A 21,362-nucleotide genomic window follows, 5' to 3' on the forward strand; every position below is an offset into this window, starting at 1 on the left:
GGGTGACATCGCGTCAGTGGAGGTGGAAACCTTCCCGACCGAGCGTGAGGTAGATCCCCCGGGTAGCGGTATGTCAGTGGTGGGACATAGGCTCCGAGGCGCCTCACAGAGACGTGGGGTATCTGGTGCCGGCTCCTGGTGAGCCGCTCTGGCCTTAGGAGTCCTCGTGAGTTCACCTGCTCGCTCATCTCGTCGGTTGCTGGCTGCTCTCACCGGCGCCGCCCTCGCCGTGATGGGGCTGACCGTCCCCACCGCGTCGACCGCCGCCGCGGCGGACCCCGCGCCCGACCGCATCGTCACGCTCTACGGGTCGCTGCAGTCCGAGCTCGGCTGCACCAAGGACTGGGACCCGGCCTGCACCGCGACGGCGCTCACCAAGACCGGGCCGAGCACCTACGCGCGCACCTTCACGGTGCCTGCGGGATCCTGGGAGATCAAGGTGGCGGTCAACGGCTCGACCGACGAGGCCTACGGTGCGGGGGGCGCCAAGGGCGGGGCCAACATCCCGCTCGTGCTCAAGGGGCCGGCGGCGGTGTCCTTCAGCTACGACGACAGCACCCACCAGATCGGCATGACGCCGACGACGCTCGCCGGCGCGGCGACCAAGGCCGACCAGGCGCTCGCGACCGACAGCCTGCGCCCGCCGCTGACCCGCGAGCGGTTCTACTTCGTGATGGCCGACCGGTTCGCCAACGGGGACCGCGCCAACGACACCGGCGGGCTCACCGGTGGCCGCCTCGAGACGGGCTTCGACCCGACCGACAAGGGCTTCTACCACGGTGGCGACCTCAAGGGCCTGACCCAGCGGCTGGACTACATCAAGGGTCTTGGCATGTCGGCGATCTGGCTGACGCCGTCGTTCAAGAATCGCCCGGTGCAGGGGACCGGAGCCGACGCGAGCGCCGGCTACCACGGCTACTGGATCACCGACTTCACCCAGATCGACCCGCACCTCGGCACGAACGCGGACATGAAGGCGCTCGTCGCCGCGGCGCACGCCAAGGGGATGAAGGTCTTCTTCGACATCATCACCAACCACACGGCCGACGTGCTCGACAACAGCGCGAAGAAGTACGACTACGTCTCGAAGGCGACCGTCCCCTACAAGGACGCGAGCGGCACCCCCTTCGACGACCGCGACTACATCAACAAGACGTTCCCGCCCCTGAGCGCCGCGACGTCGTTCCCCTACCCGCCGGTCTTCCGGACCGAGGCGGACCGCACCGTCAAGGTCCCGGCCTGGCTCAACGACCCGACGATGTACCACAACCGCGGCGACTCGACCTACGCCGGCGAGTCCTCGACCTACGGCGACTTCGCGGGTCTGGACGACCTGTTCACCGAGCGCCCCGAGGTCGTCAAGGGGATGGGTGACATCTACAAGTCGTGGGTCGACTTCGGCATCGACGGCTTCCGCATCGACACGGTCAAGCACGTGAACCTCGAGTTCTGGCAGCAGTGGGCGCCGAGCGTGCTGGAGCACGCGCGATCCCGCGGCAACAAGGACTTCTTCATGTTCGGCGAGGTCTACGACGGTGACCCGAAGGTCATGTCGACCTACACCACGGCCGGCAAGCTGCAGGCGACCCTGGACTTCGGCTTCCAGGGGGCCGCGCTGGGTGCGGTGCAGGGCAAGGCGACGACCGGCCTGCGCGACTTCTTCGCCTCCGACGACTGGTACACCGACACCGACTCCAACGCCTACGAGCTGCCGACCTTCCTCGGCAACCACGACATGGGCCGGGTCGCGATGATGCTGTCCAAGGCCGGCTACACCGGCTCGGACCTGCTCAAGCGCCTCGAGCTGGCCAACGCGCTGATGTTCACCACCCGCGGTCAGCCGGTCGTCTACTACGGCGACGAGCAGGGCTTCGCCGGCGCCGGCGGTGACAAGGACGCGCGGCAGGACATGTTCGCCACGAAGGTCGCGCAGTACGCCACCGAGGCCAACGTCCTCGGCGCCGGCGCCAAGGACCGCTACGACACCAGCTCGGTCCTCTACCGGCAGGTCGCGGCGCTGTCGGCGCTGCGCAGTGCGAACCCGGCGCTCGCCGACGGTGCCCAGGTGCACCGCTTCGCGTCGGACCAGGCGGGCATCTACGCCTTCTCCCGGATCGACAAGGCGACCGGCACCGAGTACGTCGTCGCGCTGAACACCGCAGCCACCACGGCGGGCGCCAGCTTCTCGACCTACCTGCGCAACGGTGGGTTCACGCCGCTCTACGGCTCCACGTCGACGCTGCGCTCGGGCAAGGACGGTCGCGTGACCGTGTCCGTGCCGGGTCTCGGGCTGTCGGTCTGGAAGTCCCGTAGCTCCATCCGCGGCTCCGGTGGTGGCGCCGCCTCCCCGGTCTACCTGACCTCGCCCAGCGCCGGTGGCGTGGTGGGTGGCCGCGCCGAGATCGGTGCGGCGATCCCGGCCGGGACGTTCGCCGAGGTGAGCTTCGCCTACCGGCCCGTCGGGACGTCGGCGTGGACCCCGCTCGGCACCGACGACAACGCGCCCTACCGCGTGTTCGCGGACGTGTCGGGGATGGCCAAGGGCACGCTGGTCGAGTACCGCGCCGTGGCCAAGGACCTGCGGGGACGGGTGACCGCGTCGTCCTCCTACGGCATCGTCGGGGATGCCGCTGCGGCGCCGACCGGCCCCGGCAGCGTCGGCCCGGTCACCCAGCCCGACGCCGTCTCGGTGCCTGGCGCGCACAACAGCGAGATGGGGTGTGCCGCCGACTGGGCCCCGGACTGCGCCCAGGCGCAGCTGGCGCTCGACCCCAAGGACCAGATCTGGAAGGGCACCTACGCCACGCTCCCGGCGGGGGAGTACTCCTACAAGGCCGCGATCAACAAGTCGTGGGACGAGAACTACGGTGCCGGTGGTGCGGCAGGCGGTGGCAACATCACCTACACGGCTCCGGGTGGGCCGGTGACGTTCTACTACGACCACGCCACCCACTACGTGACGAGCACCGCGCAAGGGCCGATCATCACCGCTCCCGGCTCTTACCAGAACGCTCTGGGGTGTGGCGGCGACTGGATGCCCGACTGCATGAAGCCGTGGCTGCAGGATCCGGACGGTGACGGGGTCTACACCTGGTCCTCGGCCCAGATCCCGGCAGGCAGCTACGAGTTCAAGATCGCGCACGGGCTCACCTGGGACGAGAACTACGGCGCCGGTGGGACGTTGAAGGGCGACAACATCAGCCTGAGCGTCCCCTCCGCCGGTACGGTGGTTACCCTGTCCTACACGCTCGCGACCCACCAGGTGACAGTGAAGACCTCCAAGGCCGGGTCCGCCCCTGACCTCGCGAAGGCGAAGGCCATCTGGGTGGACCGCGACACCATCGCCTGGCCGGCCTCGGCCGTCCCGGCCGGCACCTCCCCGGCGCTGCTGCGCTGGCGGCTGCACTGGGCCGCCGGCGGCGGCCTGGCGGTCGACGCGGAGTCGATCACCGCACCCGGCTCGCAGCAGGCTGGCCTGCGGTACGACCCGGCGGGTCTGCCGGCGTCCGTCGTGGCCGCCCACCCGGAGCTCAAGGGCTATCTGGCGCTGCAGCTCAGCGGGTCCGCGGCCCGCAACGCCGAGACGATCCTGCGGGGCCAGGTGGCGGTCGGCCTCTACGACGCCACCGGGCGGGTGCTGGACGCGACCGGCGTCCAGGTGCCGTTGGTGCTCGACGACCTGTATGCCCGCTCGGCGGTGAAGGCCAGCTTCGGTGCGGTGCCGAGCCGCTCCGGGGCGTTCACCTTCCGGGTCTGGGCCCCGACCGCCCAGGACGTGTCGCTGGTGACCTGGCCGGCGGGCTCGGCCGCCGACGCGCCGGTCGCCTCCGGGACGACCCGTGCCATGCAGCGGGCCTCCGACGGGTCGTGGTCCGTCACGGTCCCCCGGGCCGGTGGGATGCGCTACCTCTACCAGGTCGGTGTCTACGCACCGACCGCGAAGAAGGTCGTGCGCAACCTCGTGACCGATCCCTACTCGGTCGCGCTCACGCTCGACTCGACCCGGTCCGTCGCCATCGACCTCTCGGACCGGGCGTTCGCCCCCGCGATGTGGCGCTCGACCCCGCAACCGGTCGTGCGCCAGCAGGTCGACCAGTCGATCTACGAGCTGCACGTGCGTGACTTCTCGATCGGGGACACCACCGTGCCGGCCGAGCACCGGGGCTCCTACCTCGCGTTCGCCGACGCCGGCAACGGCACCAAGCACCTGCAGGCGCTCGCCAAGGCGGGCCTGACGACCGTGCACCTGCTGCCGACCTTCGACATCGCGTCGATCCCCGAGAACCCGGCCAAGCAGAAGTCGCCCGCGTGCGACCTGCGGTCGATGGGGCCGGCCGGCGAGGGGCAGCAGAAGTGCGTCGCGGCGGTCGCCGACCAGGACGGCTACAACTGGGGCTACGACCCGTGGCACTGGATGGCACCCGAGGGGTCCTACACCTCGACCGCGGCGGCAGCCGACGGCGGGGCGCGGGTGGCGGAGTTCCGCACCATGGTGGGAGCGCTGCACCGCGACGGCCTGCAGGTCGTGCTGGACCAGGTGTTCAACCACACGCCCGCCTCGGGGCAGGCGGACAAGTCGGTGCTCGACAAGATCGTGCCCGGCTACTACCAGCGGCTCGACGCTCAGGGCGCGGTCTACACCTCGACCTGCTGCCAGAACGTCGCGACCGAGCACGCGCTCGCAGAGAAGGCCATGGTCGACGCCGTCGTGGTGTGGGCCCGGGACTACAAGGTGGACGGCTTCCGCTTCGACCTGATGGGGCACCACAGCCGGTCGACCATGCTCAAGGTGCGGGCGGCGCTCGACGCGCTGACCCCGGTCAAGGACGGCGTGGACGGCAAGCGGGTCTTCCTCTACGGCGAGGGCTGGAACTTCGGCGAGGTGGCCGACAACGCGCTCTTCGTCCAGGCCACCCAGGGCCAGCTCGGCGGCACGCACATCGCGAGCTTCAACGACCGCATCCGTGACGCGGTGCGCGGCGGTGGTCCGTTCGACGACGACCCGCGCCGGCAGGGCTTCGCGACCGGTGAGCTGACGTCCCCGAACGGTGCGGCCATCAACGCCGAGGCGGCGACCAGGCTGAAGAGCGACACCGACCTGCTCGCGCTCGGCCTGGCCGGCAACCTCAAGACCTTCGCCTGGACCGGGACGGCGGGCAAGGCCCTGACCGGCGCCACCACCCCCTACAACGGGGCGGTCGCCGGCTTCGCCGACCAGCCGGACGAGGTCATCAACTACGTCGACGCGCACGACAACGAGACGCTCTTCGACGCGCTCACCTACAAGCTGCCGACGGCGACGTCGATGAGCGACCGGGTGCGGGCCAACACGCTCGCGCTCGCGACCACGGCGCTGTCGCAGTCGCCGAGCTTCTGGCACGCGGGCGCCGACCTGCTGCGCTCCAAGAGCCTGGACCGCGACAGCTACAACAGCGGTGACTGGTTCAACACGCTGGACTGGACGGGCGCGGACAACGGGTTCGGCCACGGGCTGCCGCCCGCCGCCTCGAACTCGGCGAAGTGGCCGTTCATGAAGCCGCTGCTCGCCAACAGTGCACTGAAGCCGGGCGCGGCGGACGTGCAGCACGCGACGCAGCTGGCGCAGGAGCTGCTGCGGCTGCGCTACTCGTCGGCGCTGTTCCGGCTCGGCTCTGCCGACCAGATCAAGGCCAAGCTGACGTTCCCCGCCTCGGGGACGCCGGCGGCCCACCCGGGTGTGCTGGTCATGCGGCTCGACGACACGGTCGGCCGGCCCGTCGACCCGCAGCTGTCCGGTCTGGTCGTGGTCTTCAACGCCACCCCCACGGCGGTCAAGCAGCAGGTGCCGGGGCTCGCCGGGAAGGCGCTGACGTTGTCACCCGTCCAGGCCGGCGGCGTCGACCCGATCGTCAAGACGACCACGTGGGACGCGGCGAGCGGCACCGCCACCGTGCCGGCGTGGACGGTCTCGGTGCTGGTCCAGCGGTAGCCGCGGGGTGGCCAGGGCGCGTCAGAACTCGGTGGTGCAGGTGTAGACCTGCACCACCGTCTGGCCGTAGCTCCCGTTGGGTGGCTGCGCCTCGGGCGTCGGGCGGCAGCCGGTGAAACTCGCTCTGGTGAGGGCCGACTCGGGCCCGGAGTACAGCGCCAGGTGGACGACCCGGCCGCTGGCCCGCGGGTCGGTCGCGGAGGACGCGACGGTGGCCAGCGAGGCGTGGGCCGGGTCGACGGCGGTGACCCGGCGCACGACGTCGCTCGGCTGCCCGCCGACCAGGGCGGCGGTGGCGTCGCGGGTCCAGGCGGAGTCGTGGAGCTGGTCGGCGAAGGATGCGACGTAGCCGGTCTCGGAGTAGCCCTGGTGCACGACCACCTGGTCACCGGCCCGCAGCGTCCGGGTCAGGGCCTGGTCCACCACGGGGTGCCCCTCGACGGTGGTGGTGCTCGGCCGTCCGACGAGCAGCGGTGGCACGCAACACGCCGCGACGGCGGCCACGAGGAGCGCGACGATCGTGGCGTTGCCGACGTCGGGGTGCCGGCGCGGCCAGATCAGATGGCGCACGGCGCTCGCGCCGTAGCCGACGAGCAGGCCGGCGCCGACGGCGGTCGAGAGGTAGTAGCGCCACAGCGACACCGGCGAGGACAGCAGCGACACGAGCGTCAGGCCGACGACCGGCCCGAGCCACAGCAGCAGGGCGATCAACCAGGTCGGGTCGACGCGACGACGGCGGATGCTCAGCCAGGCGCCGAGGGCGGCGCAGGCCGAGACGAGCAGCGTGCTCGTCACGCCGACCGTCTTGAGGTCGCCGCCGGTGGCCCACGCGGTCTGCGCGACGGTCGACATCCAGGTGGGTTCGGCGATCCAGGACACCTGGCTCGCCTGGCCCCGCGAGACGACGAAGAGCGGCATCGCCGCCAGGCCGGCGAGGACCCACGCGAGCGCCACGTGCCAGAACCTCGACCGGACGCGCAGCGCCATCCAGATCAGGTGCGGCGCGATCGCCAGCCCGGAGAACAGGTGCATGTGCAGGGCGAGGGTGATGCAGACCAGGTAGATCCACCAGCGGACCCGCAGCGACAGGTGCCGCGGACGCACGATGATCACCCACGCGGCGATGGTCATGAACAGCGTGGACAGGGCGTAGGAGCGCGCCCCGGCAGCGGTCAGCACGAAGGTCGGGTTGGTGGCGATCACCAGCGCGGCGATGAAGCCGGCCATGGCGTTCCACAGGCGCCGGCCCATCAGCTGCACGAGGGTGACGGTGCCCATGCTCGCCAGCAGGGACACCAGCCGCAGACCGCTCTGCGACGCACCGAGGGTCCGCAGCACGTCGGTGAACGCGTAGTACGGCAGGAACACCCGGTCGACGTGACCGGTCGCGGTCCACAGCTGGCGCAGCGACAGGCCGCTGAAGATCCAGGTGGCGTACTCGTCACGCCACAGCGGCACCCCGTAGACCACGGGCAGCGCGAGCATCGCCAGCACGAGTGGAGGAATCACCAGCAGGACGGCCAGCACGGTGCGGCGCGACACCCAGGGCGCCGGCGGTGAGGGGAGGGGTGCCACGGAGGTCACGGCTACGGGCGCCCAGGTCGCGAGGACCGCGCGGCGCGGCGCGGGGGCGGGTCGAGCGGCAGGTTGACCTGGTAGACCGAGACCCGCTTGGCCGCGGGGTTGCCCTGCCCGACGTTCCGGTAGCGGGCGGCGAGCTCGGCCAGCTCGGCGTTGAACGACCGCAGCTGGGCGTCGGTGACCTGGATGAGGTAGTCGCGCTGCCCGGCTGCCTCGCGCCAGCGCGCCGGCCACTCGTCGGCCGTGTCGAGGTAGGCGGTGGCCTTGTCGGACAGATACGCCAGGTAGTCGCGCTCGAGCCAGTCCAGCGCCTCGGCGTCGGCGGGCTCGGAGCCGGCCGGGGGGTCTACCGGATCGGGGGCGAGGGCCCACTCCCGCCGCCGGCCGGTGCCGGCCTCGGTGTCGACCACGAGGCCGACCGCGGCCAGCCGGCGCAGGTGGTAGCTCGTGGCGCCGCTGTTGGTGCCGAGCCGACCGGCGAGGTCCGTGGCGGTGGCGGGCCCGGTCGCGAGCTCGCGCAGCAGCCGGGAGCGCAGCGGGTGCGCGCGGGCCGCCAGGCGCTCATCCGTGCTCATGAATGCATAATACCGTTGCACACTTCGTTTGCAACGATCCGCCGCGCGGACCGCATGAACGGCATCGTCGCAGGTCAGAGCCGGTGGACCGGGGCGTCGACGGGGATTTGGGTGCCCGCATCGAGGTCCGTAGACTGGAAAGTCGTTGTGCCACGCCCGACCGGGCTGCGCACGCACAGTGTTCACCTCCAGCACGTAAGGCAGACATGCGTACTTACACCCCCAAGGCGGGCGACGTCACTCGCGCGTGGCACGTGATCGACGCGACGGACGTCGTGCTCGGTCGGCTGGCCACCCAGACGGCGACCCTGCTGCGCGGCAAGCACAAGACGACCTTCGCGCCCCACGTCGACATGGGCGACTTCGTCATCATCATCAACGCCGAGAAGGTCGCCCTCACCGGCGCCAAGCTCGAGCAGAAGCGCGCCTACCGGCACTCGGGCTACCCGGGCGGCCTCAAGAGCGTCTCCTACGCCGAGCTCCTGGACAAGAACCCGGTGAAGGCCGTGGAGAAGGCCGTGCGCGGCATGCTCCCCAAGAACTCCCTGGCCCGCCAGCAGATGACCAAGCTCAAGGTCTACAAGGGCGACCAGCACCCCCACCAGGCTCAGCAGCCTGTTCCCTTCGAGATCACCCAGGTCGCGCAGTAAGTCGCGCCCCCGCGACCTGCGGAAAGCACACAGAGGAGAATCGTGGCTGACACCACCGCCGACTACGACGCTCAGCTCGACGTCGACGAGCCCGAGCTGACCGAGTTCACCAGCGAGTCCACCGCCCCGAGCGAGCCGACCCGCAAGCCCACCGCTTCGGCCCCCGGTGCGGGCACCGGCCGCCGCAAGCAGGCCATCGCCCGCGTCCGGATCGTCCCCGGCGCCGGTGAGTGGAAGATCAACGGCAAGTCCCTGGCCGAGTACTTCCCCAACAAGGTCCACCAGCAGATCGTGTCCGACCCGTTCAAGGTGCTCGAGCTCGACGGCGCCTACGACGTGCTCGTGCGCGTCACCGGTGGCGGCATGTCCGGCCAGGCCGGCGCCGTCCGCCTGGGCATCGCCCGCGCCCTCAACGGCGTGGACGAGGAGCTCAACCGCCCGGTGCTGAAGAAGGCCGGCTTCCTGACCCGCGACGCTCGCGTCCCGGAGCGCAAGAAGGCTGGTCTGAAGAAGGCGCGCAAGGCGCCGCAGTACTCCAAGCGCTGATCCCGGCGCTCAGTGCGCTCACCGCGCCCACCGCCGCGTAGCAGCGCATCGCAGCGACCCCGCCCTCTTGCCGAGGTGCGGGGTCGCTCGCGTAGTACCGTGCAGGCGATCAACCGTTCCCGACGGGCCCGCACGGCCCACCCGACAGCTTCGCCCTCTCGACAAGGAGCCCCACGTGGCACGTCTCTTCGGCACGGACGGCGTCCGTGGCCTCGCCAACCGCGACATCACCGCCGACCTCGCCCTGCAGCTGTCGGTCGCTGCGGCGCACGTCCTCGGCGAGCAGTCCCGGTCGGGCGGGCGCCGGCTCAAGGCGGTCGTCGGTCGGGACGGGCGTGCGTCGGGTGAGTTCCTCTCGGCGGCCGTGTGCGCCGGGCTCGCCTCGGCCGGGGTCGACGTGTTCGACGCGGGCGTCCTGCCGACCCCCGCGATCGCCTTCCTGACGGCCGAGATCGGTGCCGACTTCGGCGTCATGCTGTCCGCCTCGCACAACGCCATGCCCGACAACGGCATCAAGTTCTTCGCGAGCGGCGGGCACAAGCTGGACGACGCCGTCGAGGACGCCATCGAGGCCCGGCTCGCTGAGGAGTGGGAGCGCCCGATCGGCTCCGACGTGGGCCGCATCCGGCCGCTCAAGGACGGCCACGACCGCTACGTCGCGCACCTGATGTCGGTGATCCCGCACCGCCTCGAGGGCCTCAAGATCGTCATCGACGCGGCCCACGGCGCGGCCGCCCGGGTGTCGCCGCAGGCCTTCCGCACCGCCGGCGCCGACGTCGTCGTGATCGGCGCGGAGCCGGACGGGCTCAACATCAACGACGGCTACGGCTCGACCCACCTCGGCATGCTGCAGGCGGCCGTGGTCGAGCACGGTGCCGACCTCGGCATCGCCCACGACGGCGACGCCGACCGGTGCCTCGCGGTCGACCACACCGGCGCGCCCGTCGACGGCGACCAGATCATGTCGATCCTCGCCATCGCCATGCGCGAGCGCGGTGTGCTCAAGCAGAACACCCTGGTCGCGACCGTGATGAGCAACCTCGGCATGTTCCAGGCGCTGGAGCGCGAGGGCATCACCGTGCGCAAGACGGCAGTCGGCGACCGCTACGTGCTCGAGGACATGAAGGCGGGCGGCTACTCCCTCGGGGGTGAGCAGTCCGGGCACGTGATCGTGCTCGACCACGGCACCACCGGCGACGGCACGCTCACCGGCCTGCTGGTCGCCTCGCGGGTCGCGCAGACCGGTCGCACGCTCAAGCAGCTGGCCGCCGTCATGAACCGACTCCCGCAGTCGCTCATCAACGTCAAGGGGGTCGACAAGAACGGTGTCGAGGGCAACGCCGCGCTGCAGGGCGCGGTGCAGGACGCCGAGCGCGAGCTCGGCACCACCGGCCGGGTGCTGCTGCGCAAGTCGGGCACCGAGCCGCTCGTGCGCGTCATGGTCGAGGCGGAGTCCCAGGACCAGGCCTACGCCATCGCCCAGCGCCTCGCCGACGTGGTCAAGACCGAGCTGAGCCTGTAGACCGTCCCCCCGCCGCCCGGGTGCCGACACCCGGGCGGCTACACCCGGTTGCCCTGCGCCCGGGTGCCTAGACCAGCGTCGTGGCCGGGCCGATGTCGCCCAGGTGGTTGACCAGGTGGATCTGGCCGTCGACGAGCCGGTAGGTGACGCCGACGATGGCCGTCTCGCCACGGTCTACGGCACGCTCGAGGATGGTGGAGCGGTCGGCGAGCATCTCGACGGTGCGCCGCACGTGCCACGCCCCGACCTCGTCGGGCTCTACGGTGCCGGCGGTCTGCGCCTGGATGACCGACGGCATGACCTTCTCGGCGACGTCGCGGATGTAGCCCTTGGGCAGGTTCCCGTTCGCCGCACCGCCGATGGCCGCCTTCACCGCGCCGCACGAGTCGTGGCCCATGACGACGACCAGCGGCGTCGCGAGGATCTCGACGCCGAACTCGATCGAGCCGATCACTGACGGGTCGAGCACGTGACCGGCCGTGCGCACGACGAACAGGTCACCGAGGCCCTGGTCGTAGACCATCTCGGCGGCCACCCGCGAGTCCGAGCAGCCGAACAGCACCGCGAAGGGGTCCTGACCGTTCGCCAGCTGGGCCCGCCGCTCGACGTCCTGGTTGGGGTGACGCCGCTCGCCGTTGACGAACCGGTCGTTGCCGCGCAGCATCCGCTCCCACGCCTCGCGCGGGTTCTGCGGGCGGTAACCGCCCTTGACCGGCCCGAGGTCCGTGCGCAGCGGGCTCACTTCAGGCCCGCCCGGGTCGGGATGGTCAGGGCGACCGGCTTGGTGACCTCGGCGAAGAAGTCGTCACCCTTGTCGTCGACGACGATGAACGCGGGGAAGTCCTCGACCTCGATCTTCCAGACCGCCTCCATGCCCAGCTCGGGGTACTCGAGGACCTCGACGGACTTGATGCAGTCCTGCGCGAGGCGGGCCGCGGGCCCACCGATCGAGCCGAGGTAGAACCCGCCGTGCGTCGCGCACGCGTCGGTCACCTGCTTGCTCCGGTTGCCCTTGGCCAGCATGACCATCGAGCCGCCGGCCGCCTGGAACTGCTCGACGTAGGAGTCCATCCGACCGGCCGTCGTCGGGCCGAAGGACCCGGAGGCCATGCCCTCGGGGGTCTTGGCCGGCCCGGCGTAGTAGACCGGGTGGTCCTTGAGGTACTGCGGCATCTCCTCGCCGGCGTCGAGGCGCTCCTTGATCTTGGCGTGGGCGATGTCGCGGGCGACGACGAGCGTGCCGGTGAGCGACAGCCGCGTCTTGACCGGGTGCTTGGTCAGCTCGGCGCGGATCTCCTCCATCGGCCGGGTCAGGTCGATCTGGACCACGTCCGGGGTGTCGGCGCCGTCGTCGGCCAGGTGCTCGTCGGTCGTGTCCGGCAGGAAGTGGCCGGGCTCGGTCTCGAGCTGCTCGATGAACACGCCCTCGGGGGTGATCTTGCCGAGGCACTGGCGGTCGGCCGAGCAGGAGACCGCGATGGCGACGGGCAGCGACGCGCCGTGGCGGGGGAGTCGGATGACGCGGACGTCGTGGCAGAAGTACTTGCCGCCGAACTGCGCGCCGATCCCGGTGCGCCGGGTCAGCTCGTGCACCTGCTCCTCGAGCTCGACGTCGCGAAAGCCCCGCCCGGTCTCGGCGTTGCCGCTGGTCGGGAGCGTGTCGAGGTACTTCGCGGACGCGTACTTCGCCGTCTTGAGCGCGAACTCCGCGGACGTGCCGCCGATGACGATGGCGAGGTGGTAGGGCGGGCAGGCCGCCGTGCCGAGGCCGCGGATCTTCTCGTCGAGGAAGCTCATCAGCCGGTCGGGGTTGAGGATCGCCTTGGTCTCCTGGAACAGGTAGCTCTTGTTCGCCGAGCCCCCGCCCTTGGCCATGAACAGGAACTTGTAGACCGTCTCGTGCCCCGGCAGCGTGTCGGCGTAGAGCTCGACCTGGGCGGGCAGGTTGGAGCCGGTGTTCTTCTCCTCCCACATGGTCACCGGTGCCATCTGGGAGTAGCGCAGGTTGAGGCGCGTGTAGGCGTTGTAGACGCCCTGCGAGAGCGGCTCCTCGTCGACGCCGGGGGTCAGCACGTGCTGGCCGCGCTTGCCCATGATGATCGCGGTGCCGGTGTCCTGGCACATGGGCAGCACCCCGCCGGCGGCGATGTTGGCGTTCTTCAGCAGGTCGAGGGCGACGAACTTGTCGTTGTTGCTCGCCTCCGGGTCGTCGAGGATGCGGCGCAGCTGGGCCAGGTGCGCGGGGCGCAGGAAGTGGGCGATGTCGTGCATCGCCGTCTCGGCGAGCAGGGTCAGCGCCTCGGGGTCCACCTCGAGGAAGGTCCGGCCACCCGGGCCCTCGACGGTGCGCACCCCCTCGCTGCTCAGCTGGCGATAGGGGGTCTGGTCCTCGCCGATGGGCAGCAGGTCCTCGTAGGCGAACTCCGGCACGACGCACTCCTTGGGTCTGGGCTAGGGGACCAGCCTAGGGCGCAGCCGGCCCAGCAGCATCGCCGGGGCCGACGTGCGGTCCCTGGGATGGGGTGAACGCGCTGGTCGGGGGAGGGGGTGGCCTCGGTGACCTCATCGTTATCAACCCGGTAACGGTCTGGCCATTGATGTTTGTGGAACGTTCAAGCAGAGTACGTTCTCAGTGGCGGTGCCCCCACGGTCGTCGATGACCGTGGCCGCCAGACGAAGAAGTCAGGAGTGACCTAGATGCGCGCATCTACGTTTGCGAAGACGACAGCCGTCGTCGGCGCGGTGGCCTTGCTGAGTACCGGCTGTCTGCAGAACCCGAACGCCGGTGGCGGCGGGGGTGGCGGCACAGGTGGGAACGCCTACGTCGACGGCGGGAGCGCCGACGGCGACAAGGTCGTGACGATCCTCGGTGCGTTCGGAGGTGACGAGGAGAAGCAGTTCGTCGCCTCGATGGCCGAGTTCGAGAAGTCGTCCGGCATCAAGGTGCAGTACACCTCGGACCAGGACTTCACCACCACCATCAAGCAGAAGGTCAACGCCGGCGACAGCCCCGACATCGCGCTCTTCCCGCAGCCCGGTGGTCTGCTCGAGTTCGCCGCGCAGAAGAAGATCCAGCCGATCGACACCTTCCTGGACTACGACGCGATCGCCAGGACCCTCCTCCCGGGTCTGCTCGACGTGAGTCGCTACCAGGGTCGCGTCTACGGCGCGCCGATGCGCAACGCCAACAAGAGCCTCATCTGGGTCCCGAAGAAGGCCTGGGACTCGGGCAACTACGGTCAGCTCGACACGTGGCAGAACATGGTTGGTCCGGTGTCCGCCAAGGTCAAGGCCAGCAACATCGCACCGTGGTGCATGGGCTGGGGCTCCGACCAGGCCACCGGCTGGGTCGGCACCGACTGGATCGAGGAGCTCGTCCTCAAGATGTACGGCCCGGAGGTCTACAACGACTGGATCTTCCACCGCATCCCCTTCAACGACCCGCGCATCGTCAAGGCGTTCGACGAGTTCGCCAAGGTGGCGAAGACGCCCGGTCAGGTCCTCGGTGGCACCCAGGCCATCACCGCCACGAAGTTCGGCGAGGCCATGACGCCGGCGTTCGCCACGCCGCCGAAGTGCATGATGATGAAGCAGGGATCGTTCTACCAGAGCTTCCTGCCTGCGTCCGTCAAGAAGGACACCGACAACCAGGTCGAGCTCTTCGCCGCCCCGGAGTACGCCGGCGGGTTCAAGGGCAAGTCGGTGCTCGGTGGCGGTGACCTCGCTGCGCTGTTCAACGGCAACGACCCCGACTCCATCGCCGTCATGAAGTTCCTCTCCTCGGACAAGTTCGGTGTGCCATGGGCCAAGGCCGGCGGCTGGATGAGCCCGCACAAGACGTTCGACGTGGCGAACTACCCGGACAACCTGACGCGTGAGGTCGCCAAGATGGCGAACGAGGCGGACGCCATCGTCTTCGACGGCTCCGACGTGATGCCCAAGGTCATCGGCTCGGACGTCTTCTGGAAGCAGATGATCGCGTGGGTCAACGGCCAGGACAGCAAGACGACGGCCGACAACATCGAAGCCGCGTGGCCGAAGTCATGAGCACCTCGACTGCGGCAAGGCCGCCCCAGACAACCATCAGCGATGCTGACCCCGAGGCGAAGCTGAGGGCCAACCCGGTCAAGATCCTCATCGGGATCGTCGGGATGTTCCTCGTGCTCTGGGGGCTGGGCAACCTGTTCCTGGCCTTCGGTTACTACCCCGAGAAGTTCGGCAACAAGATCATCATCGGCCTGCTCGCGATCGTCGGCGGTGTCGGCGGTGCGTACGCGCTGTTCTACTTCCTCAACGTGTTCATCGAGGGACTGCCCGCGCGTCTGGCCGAGGGCGTGATTCCCTATGGCTTCCTGCTGCCGGGCTTCCTGCTCGTGGGCCTGATGCTGATCTACCCGACGTTCCAGACGATCAACTACTCGTTCGCGAACGCCGACAGCACCGCCTACGTCGGTCTGCAGAACTATCGGACCATCTTCAGTGACGGCGCCTTCTGGACGGCGATCATCAACAACGTCCTGTGGCTGCTCATCGTCCCGGCGGTCGTCGTCGCGTTCGGTGTCGTCGTCGCGGTGCTGTCCGACAAGCTGTCCGAGTTCGGCGAGCGGGTGGCCAAGAGCCTGATCTTCATGCCCATGGCCATCTCGGCCGTCGGAGCCTGGGCGATCTGGATGCTGATCTACCAGTACAACACCGCGGACAAGGGCGCCAAGGACACCGGCATGCTCAACGCGATCTGGACGACGCTCGGCGGCGAGCCGCAGGTGTGGATCCAGTTGCAGACCGGCAAGTTCAACTCCTTCCTGCTGATGATCGTGCTGATCTGGCTGCAGGCTGGTTTCGCCATGGTGCTGCTGTCGTCGGCCATCAAGGGTGTGCCGGACGACACCCTGGAGGCGGCACGCATCGACGGTGCGACGGAGTTCCAGATCTTCTGGAAGGTGGTCATCCCGCAGATCTGGGGCACGATCATCACCGTCTTCGTCACCGTGTTCATCACCGTGCTCAAGGTCTTCGACATCGTCTACGTGGCGACGAACGGTCAGTACGGCACCGACGTGATCGCGAACCTGTTCTTCAACAAGTTGTTCGCAGCCAGCGAGGCTGGGCAGGCGACCGCCATCGTCGTCGTCCTGCTCATCGCGATCACCCCGCTGATCGTCTACCAGATTCGTCACTTCCGGGCCGAGGAGAACAACCGATGAGCCAGCGCCTCATGAAGGACGGGCGCCCAGTCAGCCCGTTCTCCATCGTCACGATGGTCCTTCTTTCCATCCTGTGGACCATCCCGACCCTCGGCCTTCTGGTCACGTCCTTCCGCACGCGCGACGCGGCGGCAGCCTCCGGCTGGTGGCGTGCCTTCACCGAGGGCGGCTGGACCACGGCCAACTACTCGGGGGCCTGGAACGGCAGCGACCTGGGCACGGGCTTCATCAACAGCCTGGTCGTCGCCATCCCCGCGACCATCATCCCGATCATGTTCGCGGCCTTCGCCGCCTACGCGTTCACCTTCATGGACTTCCGGTTCAAGGAGTTGTTCTTCCTGCTGATCATCGCGGTCATGGTGGTGCCGATCCAGGTCGCCTTCCAGCCGATGCTCGACCTGTTCGGCCCGCGTGGCCTCGGGATCAGCGGTCAGTACATCGCGACGTGGATCCTCCACACGGGATTCGGCATGCCGTTGTGCATCTACACGCTGCGCAACTACATGAGCACCCTGCCGCGCTCGATCGTCGAGTCCGCGAAGATCGACGGCTGCTCGCACTACCAGACCTTCTGGCGGCTCGTGGCGCCCATGTCCATCCCGGCCATGGCTGCGTTCGCGACGCTGCAGTTCCTCTGGGTCTGGAACGACCTGCTCGTGGCCAAGCTCTTCCTCAAGAGCGAGAACACGACGGTCATCGTCAAGCTCCAGCAGCTCCTCGGCTCGCAGGGCCAGGGAGCGGAGCTGCTGACCGCGGGTGCGTTCATCTCGATCATCATCCCGATGCTCGTGTTCGTCCTGCTGCAGCGCTTCATGATCCGCGGCATGACCTCGGGTGCGGTCAAGGGCTGATCTCGTAGAACCATCGCGAGAGCCACGCGTCCGCATCGACGAAGCCCCCCGAGCCTGGCTCGGGGGGCTTCGTCATGCCTGCTTGTTCTCGGTATCCGCTGAACAGTAGGGCCGCTGGGTCAGACCTCCAGCTCGGCGCGCGTGGGCGGGTTGGCGCCCGCGCGGGCGACGGTGATGGCCGAGCAGCCGCCGGCGCGCGAGAGGGCGGGCAGGAGGTCTACGAGATGGGCGGCGCGCAGCCCCTCGCGGGCCTTGGTGGAGCCGAGGAAGCCGGCGTCGAGCAGCCCGGAGATCAGGCCGGCCATGAACGAGTCGCCCGCGCCGACGGTGTCGACGACGACGGTCTTGCCGGCCGGGAGGTCCACGATCTCGCCGGTGTTGACCACGAGGCTGGTGGACCCGCGGTGCCCGCGGGTGACGACGATCAGGCTCGGACCGTGCTGGCCCCAGCCCTGCATGACCTCGCGCAGGTCCTGGTTGTCGTAGAGCCACTCGACGTCCTCGTCGCTGGCCTTGACCACGTCGGAGAGCGCGATCAGCTCCTCGATGCGGGGGCGGGCCTCGGCGGGGGAGCCCATGATCGTGGGCCGGGCGTTGGGGTCGTAGGACACGGTGCCCGTCTCGCGCGCCCGCTTCGCCGCGGCGACCACGGCGGAGCCGCCCGGCTCGAGCGTGGCGGCGATCGAGCCGGTGTGCAGGTGCCCGACCGGCTCGTCATCCAGCGCCTCGGCGACGTCCCAGGCCAGGTCGAACTCGTAGGTGGCGGCGCCGAAGGCGTCGATCAGGGCCTTCGCCGTCGGGGTCCGGTCGGCCTGGTCGGTGCCCGGCGTCAGGTGCAGGTTGGGCTCGCGCACCAGGTGGTTGTGCACCAGCTGGCCGTAGCGGTCCTGACCGAAGTGGGCGGCGAAGTCGACCTGGTGGCCCAGCCGGGCGAGCCCGATCGCGACGTTGGCGGGGCTGCCGCCCGGGTGCTCGTCCACGCGGCCGTTGTGCCGATGGACGATGTCGACGAGCGCCTCGCCCACGACGAGGGTGCGTGATGTCATGCCTCTTCCCTTCTCGTGGCCCGCCTCGAGGGGGCCGATCCCTCGCGCCAGTATGGTCGCTGCCCCCGCCCCACGCTCCCTGGGGCGGTGGTCCGGGCGAGGTTGGCACGCATGGGAGGATGGATCGGTGAGCTCTACCGTCGTTCCCGACCCGCCCAAGCGTCGCCGAGGGATGGGCAACCTGCAGTCGATGGTCCTGTCGATGCTCGTCCTCGTGGGCGCGACGCTGTTCTTCGTCATGATGGTGGCTCGCCCGAGCGAGGTCCCGCGTCGCTCCCTGGACGCCGGTTCGGTGGCGACCCAGGTCCAGTCGCAGGCGGGCTGGTCGCCGTCGCAGCGCACGCCGCTGCCGGCCGGGTGGACCGTCAACGTCGCCCGCTACGAGACCCAGGCCAAGGTCCCGACCTGGCAGGTCGGCTACCTCGCCGCCAACACCTACTACGCCGTGCGGCAGGCCAAGGCCGGCACCGCCGAGTGGGTCGACAACGCCGTCGACGGCGCCCAGGCCGCCGGCACCCAGACCGTCGGCGGGGTGGTCTACGACGTGTTCGCGGACGACAAGGGCAACCGCTCGCTCGTGCACCGCGGCACCGGGACGACGCCGTGGACGGTCGTGTCGTCCAACGCGCCCGCCGATCAGCTGGCCGCGTTCGTCGCCAGCCTGACGCCGCCCGTCCGATGACCCCGGTAGGGTCGCAGCATGGCCAAGGCTGCGCAGCGACCCAGTGAGACGAGCTCGGCGTCGGGCGAGGACTCGGGTCCCGCCTCGACCGCCCGAGCGATCCCGGACGACATCGCCTCCCTGCGCTACGAGCAGGCGCGCGACGAGCTGGTGCGGATCGTGGCGCGGCTCGAGGCCGGGCAGCTCCCGCTCGAGGAGAGCCTGACGCTGTGGGAGCGCGGCGAGGCGCTCGCCGCGCACTGCCAGAGCTGGTTGGACCAGGCCGAGCAGCGGCTCGCTGGTGGTGCTGGCGCCGAGGACGAGGCGGGTGCCGCGGACGGGGCGGACCAGGATGACGACGGCGACGCGAAGGACGCGGAGGACGAGGGGTAGCACTCGTCAGGACGTCGCTGGTCGCCCCACGGCACGCACGGCGAAGTCGCCCTCGTAGACCCGCACGCGCAGCAGCTCGTCGACCTTGACCTCGCGCTGGGTTCGCACCAACGTCCCGTCCTTGTGCTGCACGACCGCGTAGCCCCGCTCCATCGTCGCGAGCGGAGACAACGCCCGCAGCCGGCCCACCTGGGCGGCGAGGTCGGAGCCTGCGCGCTCGACCCGACGCTCCAGCCGCAGGCGCGACCGGTCGACCAGCAGCTCCAGCTCCTCGCGGCGGCGCGTGATCAGGGTCTGCGGGGCGGCGAGCACCGGCCGGGAGCGGAGCGCTGCCAGGGACCGCTGCTCCGTGGCGAGGCGCCGCTCGACGGCGGCTCGGGCTCGCGCGACCGCGCCGTGGACGATGGCGTGCTGCTCGGCGAGGTCGGGCACCACCCGCTTGCCGGCGTCGGTCGGGGTCGAGGCGCGCCAGTCGGCGACGAGGTCGAGCAGCGGGGTGTCCTCGTGGTGCCCGATGGCGCTGATGAGCGGGGTGACGCAGGCCGCCGCGATGCGCAGCATGGCCTCGTTGGAGAACGGCAGCAGGTCCTCGACGGAGCCGCCGCCCCGGGCCACGACGATGACGTCGACCTCCGTGTCACGGTCGAGCTCACGGATCGCGGCGCAGACCTCGGAGACGGCGTTCGAGCCCTGCACCGCGACCTGGCGGATCTCGAATCGCGCTGCCGGCCAACGGCGCCGGGCGTTCTGGACGACGTCGTGCTCGGCCGCGCTGGCCCGGCCGCAGACCAGCCCGATGCGTCGGGGGAGGAAGGGTAGCGCCCGCTTGCGGTCGGCGTCGAACAGTCCCTCGGACGCGAGGGTGCGGCGCAGGTGCTCGATGCGGGCGAGGAGCTCGCCGACCCCGACGGCCCGGATGGCCCGGCCGTCGAGCTGCAGCGACCCCCGCTTGGTCCAGAAGGTCGGCTTGGCGTGCACGACCACCCGCGCCCCGTCGGACAGCGGCGTCCCGAGACGGTCCAGGGCGCCCGCCTGCAGCGCGACCGAGAGCGACATGTCCACGTCGGGGTCGCGCAGGGTGAGGAAGGCGAGGCTCGAACCCGGCCGGCGGGTCAGCTGGACCACCTGGCCCTCGACCCACAGCGGCGCCATCTTGTCGACGTAGTCCTCGATCTTGAGCGACAGGACGCGCACCGGCCAGGGCTGCTCGGGGGTCGTCTGGTTGGCCCGCTCTGGCAACGAACCGCCCGCGCCGGCACCTCCCGTGGCGGACCGCTGCTCGTTGCTCACCCGCTCACCTTAGAATCGAGTGGTGACGACACCGAACATTTCCGATCCGCAGCAGGTCGAGCCCACCCCGACCAAGCGGGTGCTGCTCGCTGCGCCACGCGGCTACTGCGCCGGCGTGGACCGCGCGGTCGTCACCGTCGAGAAGGCGCTCGAGCTCTACGGCCCGCCGGTCTACGTCCGCAAGGAGATCGTCCACAACAAGCACGTCGTGGAGACCCTGCGCCGGCGCGGCGCCGTGTTCGTCGACGAGACCGACGAGGTGCCCGAGGGCGCTACCGTCGTCTTCTCCGCGCACGGAGTGGCACCGATCGTGCACGAGGAGGCGTCCGCGCTGTCCCTCAAGACCATCGACGCGACCTGCCCGCTCGTGACCAAGGTGCACCGCGAGGCCCGACGGTTCGCGAGCGACGACTACGACATCCTGCTCATCGGCCACGAGGGGCACGAGGAGGTCGTCGGCACGAGCGGCGAGGCCCCCGAGCACATCACCATCGTCGACAGCCCCGACGACGTCGCCAACGTCGAGGTGCGCGACCCGAGCAAGGTCGTGTGGCTCTCCCAGACGACCCTGTCGGTCGACGAGACGATGGAGACCGTGCGCCGGCTGCGCGAGAAGTTCCCGCAGCTGATCGACCCGCCGAGCGACGACATCTGCTACGCCACGCAGAACCGCCAGCTGGCCGTGAAGCAGATGGCCGCCGACACCGACCTGATGATCGTCGTCGGGTCGCGCAACTCCTCCAACTCGGTGCGGCTGGTCGAGGTAGCCCTCGAGCACGGTGCGCGGGCCGGTCACCTCGTCGACTTCGCGGACGAGATCGAGGAGTCCTGGCTCGACGGGGTCGAGACCGTGGGCGTCACGAGCGGGGCGTCGGTGCCCGAGGTGCTGGTGCGCGACGTGCTGGACTACCTGGCGAGCCGCGGCTACCAGGACGTCCAGCCGGTCGTCGCGGCCGAGGAGTCGCTGCTCTTCGCGCTCCCGAACGAGCTGCGCCGTGACCTCAAGGCGCGCTCCGGCGCCGAGGCGAGCAAGGTCCGGCACGACGCCGGGTCGCTGCACTGACCAGGACGGGGG

16 protein-coding genes are annotated in these 21,362 nt (G+C 70.0%); 10 read left to right on the forward strand and 6 right to left on the reverse strand.

What is annotated here, in order from left to right:
- The first annotated feature begins 166 nt into the window (after nt 1-166).
- The gene (gene pulA, locus MM440_RS08525; protein ID WP_338155623.1) at nt 167-5,968 is read left to right on the forward strand and encodes a pullulanase-type alpha-1,6-glucosidase; all 5,802 of its coding nucleotides are present in this window, start codon (nt 167-169) and stop codon (nt 5,966-5,968) included.
- 21 nt (nt 5,969-5,989) lie between these two features.
- Here the strand turns inward: pulA and MM440_RS08530 are convergent, their stop codons facing one another.
- Together MM440_RS08530 and MM440_RS08535 are read right to left on the reverse strand one after the other, a co-directional pair.
- Nucleotides 5,990-7,543 carry a glycosyltransferase family 39 protein gene (locus tag MM440_RS08530; protein ID WP_241443873.1) on the reverse strand — a complete coding sequence of 518 codons (1,554 nt, stop codon included), beginning with the start codon at nt 7,541-7,543 and terminating at the stop codon, nt 5,990-5,992.
- Between the two features lie 11 nt (nt 7,544-7,554).
- On the reverse strand, nt 7,555-8,124 hold the full coding sequence (locus tag MM440_RS08535) for an ArsR/SmtB family transcription factor (RefSeq protein ID WP_241443874.1): 570 nt from the start codon (nt 8,122-8,124) through the stop codon (nt 7,555-7,557).
- Nucleotides 8,125-8,330: 206 nt separating this feature from the next.
- Between MM440_RS08535 and rplM the strand changes: the two genes are divergently transcribed.
- The 3 genes from rplM (at nt 8,331) to glmM (ending at nt 10,842) form a co-directional block, all read left to right on the forward strand.
- A complete protein-coding gene (rplM, locus tag MM440_RS08540; RefSeq protein ID WP_241443875.1) occupies nt 8,331-8,774 on the forward strand; it encodes a 50S ribosomal protein L13 in 444 nt (147 codons plus the stop codon).
- A gap of 42 nt (nt 8,775-8,816) precedes the next feature.
- Entirely contained in the window at nt 8,817-9,320 is a 504-nt protein-coding gene (gene rpsI / locus MM440_RS08545) for a 30S ribosomal protein S9 (RefSeq protein WP_241443876.1), read from the forward strand.
- A 175-nt stretch (nt 9,321-9,495) separates the two neighbouring features.
- Complete coding sequence (glmM, locus tag MM440_RS08550) at nt 9,496-10,842, forward strand: phosphoglucosamine mutase (RefSeq protein ID WP_241443877.1); 1,347 nt, start codon at nt 9,496-9,498, stop codon at nt 10,840-10,842.
- 67 nt (nt 10,843-10,909) lie between these two features.
- On the opposite strand, the gene MM440_RS08555 is transcribed toward glmM, so the two are convergent.
- Nucleotides 10,910-11,584: a carbonic anhydrase gene (locus tag MM440_RS08555; protein WP_284283491.1), complete on the reverse strand. Its 675-nt coding sequence runs from the start codon at nt 11,582-11,584 to the stop codon at nt 10,910-10,912.
- Complete coding sequence (locus MM440_RS08560) at nt 11,581-13,272, reverse strand: fumarate hydratase (protein WP_241443878.1); 1,692 nt, start codon at nt 13,270-13,272, stop codon at nt 11,581-11,583. The genes MM440_RS08555 and MM440_RS08560 overlap by 4 nt, the downstream gene beginning before the upstream one ends.
- A 312-nt stretch (nt 13,273-13,584) precedes the next feature.
- On the opposite strand from MM440_RS08560, the gene MM440_RS08565 reads away from it, so the two are divergent.
- The 3 genes from MM440_RS08565 to MM440_RS08575 are packed head-to-tail and all read left to right on the forward strand — an operon-like array spanning nt 13,585 to nt 16,897.
- On the forward strand, nt 13,585-14,889 hold the full coding sequence (locus MM440_RS08565) for an ABC transporter substrate-binding protein (RefSeq protein ID WP_241443879.1): 1,305 nt from the start codon (nt 13,585-13,587) through the stop codon (nt 14,887-14,889).
- The gene (locus MM440_RS08570; protein ID WP_241443880.1) at nt 14,886-16,046 is read left to right on the forward strand and encodes a carbohydrate ABC transporter permease; all 1,161 of its coding nucleotides are present in this window, start codon (nt 14,886-14,888) and stop codon (nt 16,044-16,046) included. The genes MM440_RS08565 and MM440_RS08570 overlap by 4 nt, the downstream gene beginning before the upstream one ends.
- Nucleotides 16,043-16,897 carry a carbohydrate ABC transporter permease gene (locus MM440_RS08575; protein WP_241443881.1) on the forward strand — a complete coding sequence of 285 codons (855 nt, stop codon included), beginning with the start codon at nt 16,043-16,045 and terminating at the stop codon, nt 16,895-16,897. The genes MM440_RS08570 and MM440_RS08575 overlap by 4 nt, the downstream gene beginning before the upstream one ends.
- Before the next feature lie 119 nt (nt 16,898-17,016).
- Here the strand turns inward: MM440_RS08575 and MM440_RS08580 are convergent, their stop codons facing one another.
- On the reverse strand, nt 17,017-17,943 hold the full coding sequence (locus MM440_RS08580) for a carbohydrate kinase family protein (protein WP_241443882.1): 927 nt from the start codon (nt 17,941-17,943) through the stop codon (nt 17,017-17,019).
- Between the two features lie 127 nt (nt 17,944-18,070).
- On the opposite strand from MM440_RS08580, the gene MM440_RS08585 reads away from it, so the two are divergent.
- Nucleotides 18,071-18,625, forward strand: coding sequence for a DUF4245 domain-containing protein (locus MM440_RS08585; RefSeq protein ID WP_241443883.1), 555 nt, complete (start codon nt 18,071-18,073; stop codon nt 18,623-18,625).
- Nucleotides 18,626-18,643: 18 nt separating this feature from the next.
- On the forward strand, nt 18,644-18,997 hold the full coding sequence (locus tag MM440_RS08590) for an exodeoxyribonuclease VII small subunit (RefSeq protein ID WP_241443884.1): 354 nt from the start codon (nt 18,644-18,646) through the stop codon (nt 18,995-18,997).
- A 6-nt stretch (nt 18,998-19,003) separates the two neighbouring features.
- Here the strand turns inward: MM440_RS08590 and xseA are convergent, their stop codons facing one another.
- Entirely contained in the window at nt 19,004-20,287 is a 1,284-nt protein-coding gene (xseA, locus tag MM440_RS08595; protein WP_241443885.1) for an exodeoxyribonuclease VII large subunit, read from the reverse strand.
- Between the two features lie 22 nt (nt 20,288-20,309).
- Here xseA and MM440_RS08600 point away from each other — a divergent pair, with 22 nt between their 5' ends.
- A complete protein-coding gene (locus MM440_RS08600; RefSeq protein ID WP_241443886.1) occupies nt 20,310-21,350 on the forward strand; it encodes a 4-hydroxy-3-methylbut-2-enyl diphosphate reductase in 1,041 nt (346 codons plus the stop codon).
- The last annotated feature ends 12 nt before the right edge of the window (nt 21,351-21,362 follow it).

The sequence above is a fragment of the Arsenicicoccus piscis genome (assembly GCF_022568835.1).
GTDB lineage: Bacteria > Actinomycetota > Actinomycetes > Actinomycetales > Dermatophilaceae > Arsenicicoccus > Arsenicicoccus piscis.

What these genes read in the sequence shown, in the direction of transcription:
- MM440_RS08590 (WP_241443884.1), top strand. Translation starts at nt 18,644, where the DNA reads ATGGCCAAGGCTGCGCAGCGACCCAGTGAGACGAGCTCGGCGTCGGGC.
- MM440_RS08535 (WP_241443874.1), bottom strand. Translation starts at nt 8,124, where the DNA reads ATGAGCACGGATGAGCGCCTGGCGGCCCGCGCGCACCCGCTGCGCTCC.
- MM440_RS08580 (WP_241443882.1), bottom strand. Translation starts at nt 17,943, where the DNA reads ATGACATCACGCACCCTCGTCGTGGGCGAGGCGCTCGTCGACATCGTC.
- MM440_RS08575 (WP_241443881.1), top strand. Translation starts at nt 16,043, where the DNA reads ATGAGCCAGCGCCTCATGAAGGACGGGCGCCCAGTCAGCCCGTTCTCC.
- rplM (WP_241443875.1), top strand. Translation starts at nt 8,331, where the DNA reads ATGCGTACTTACACCCCCAAGGCGGGCGACGTCACTCGCGCGTGGCAC.
- MM440_RS08570 (WP_241443880.1), top strand. Translation starts at nt 14,886, where the DNA reads ATGAGCACCTCGACTGCGGCAAGGCCGCCCCAGACAACCATCAGCGAT.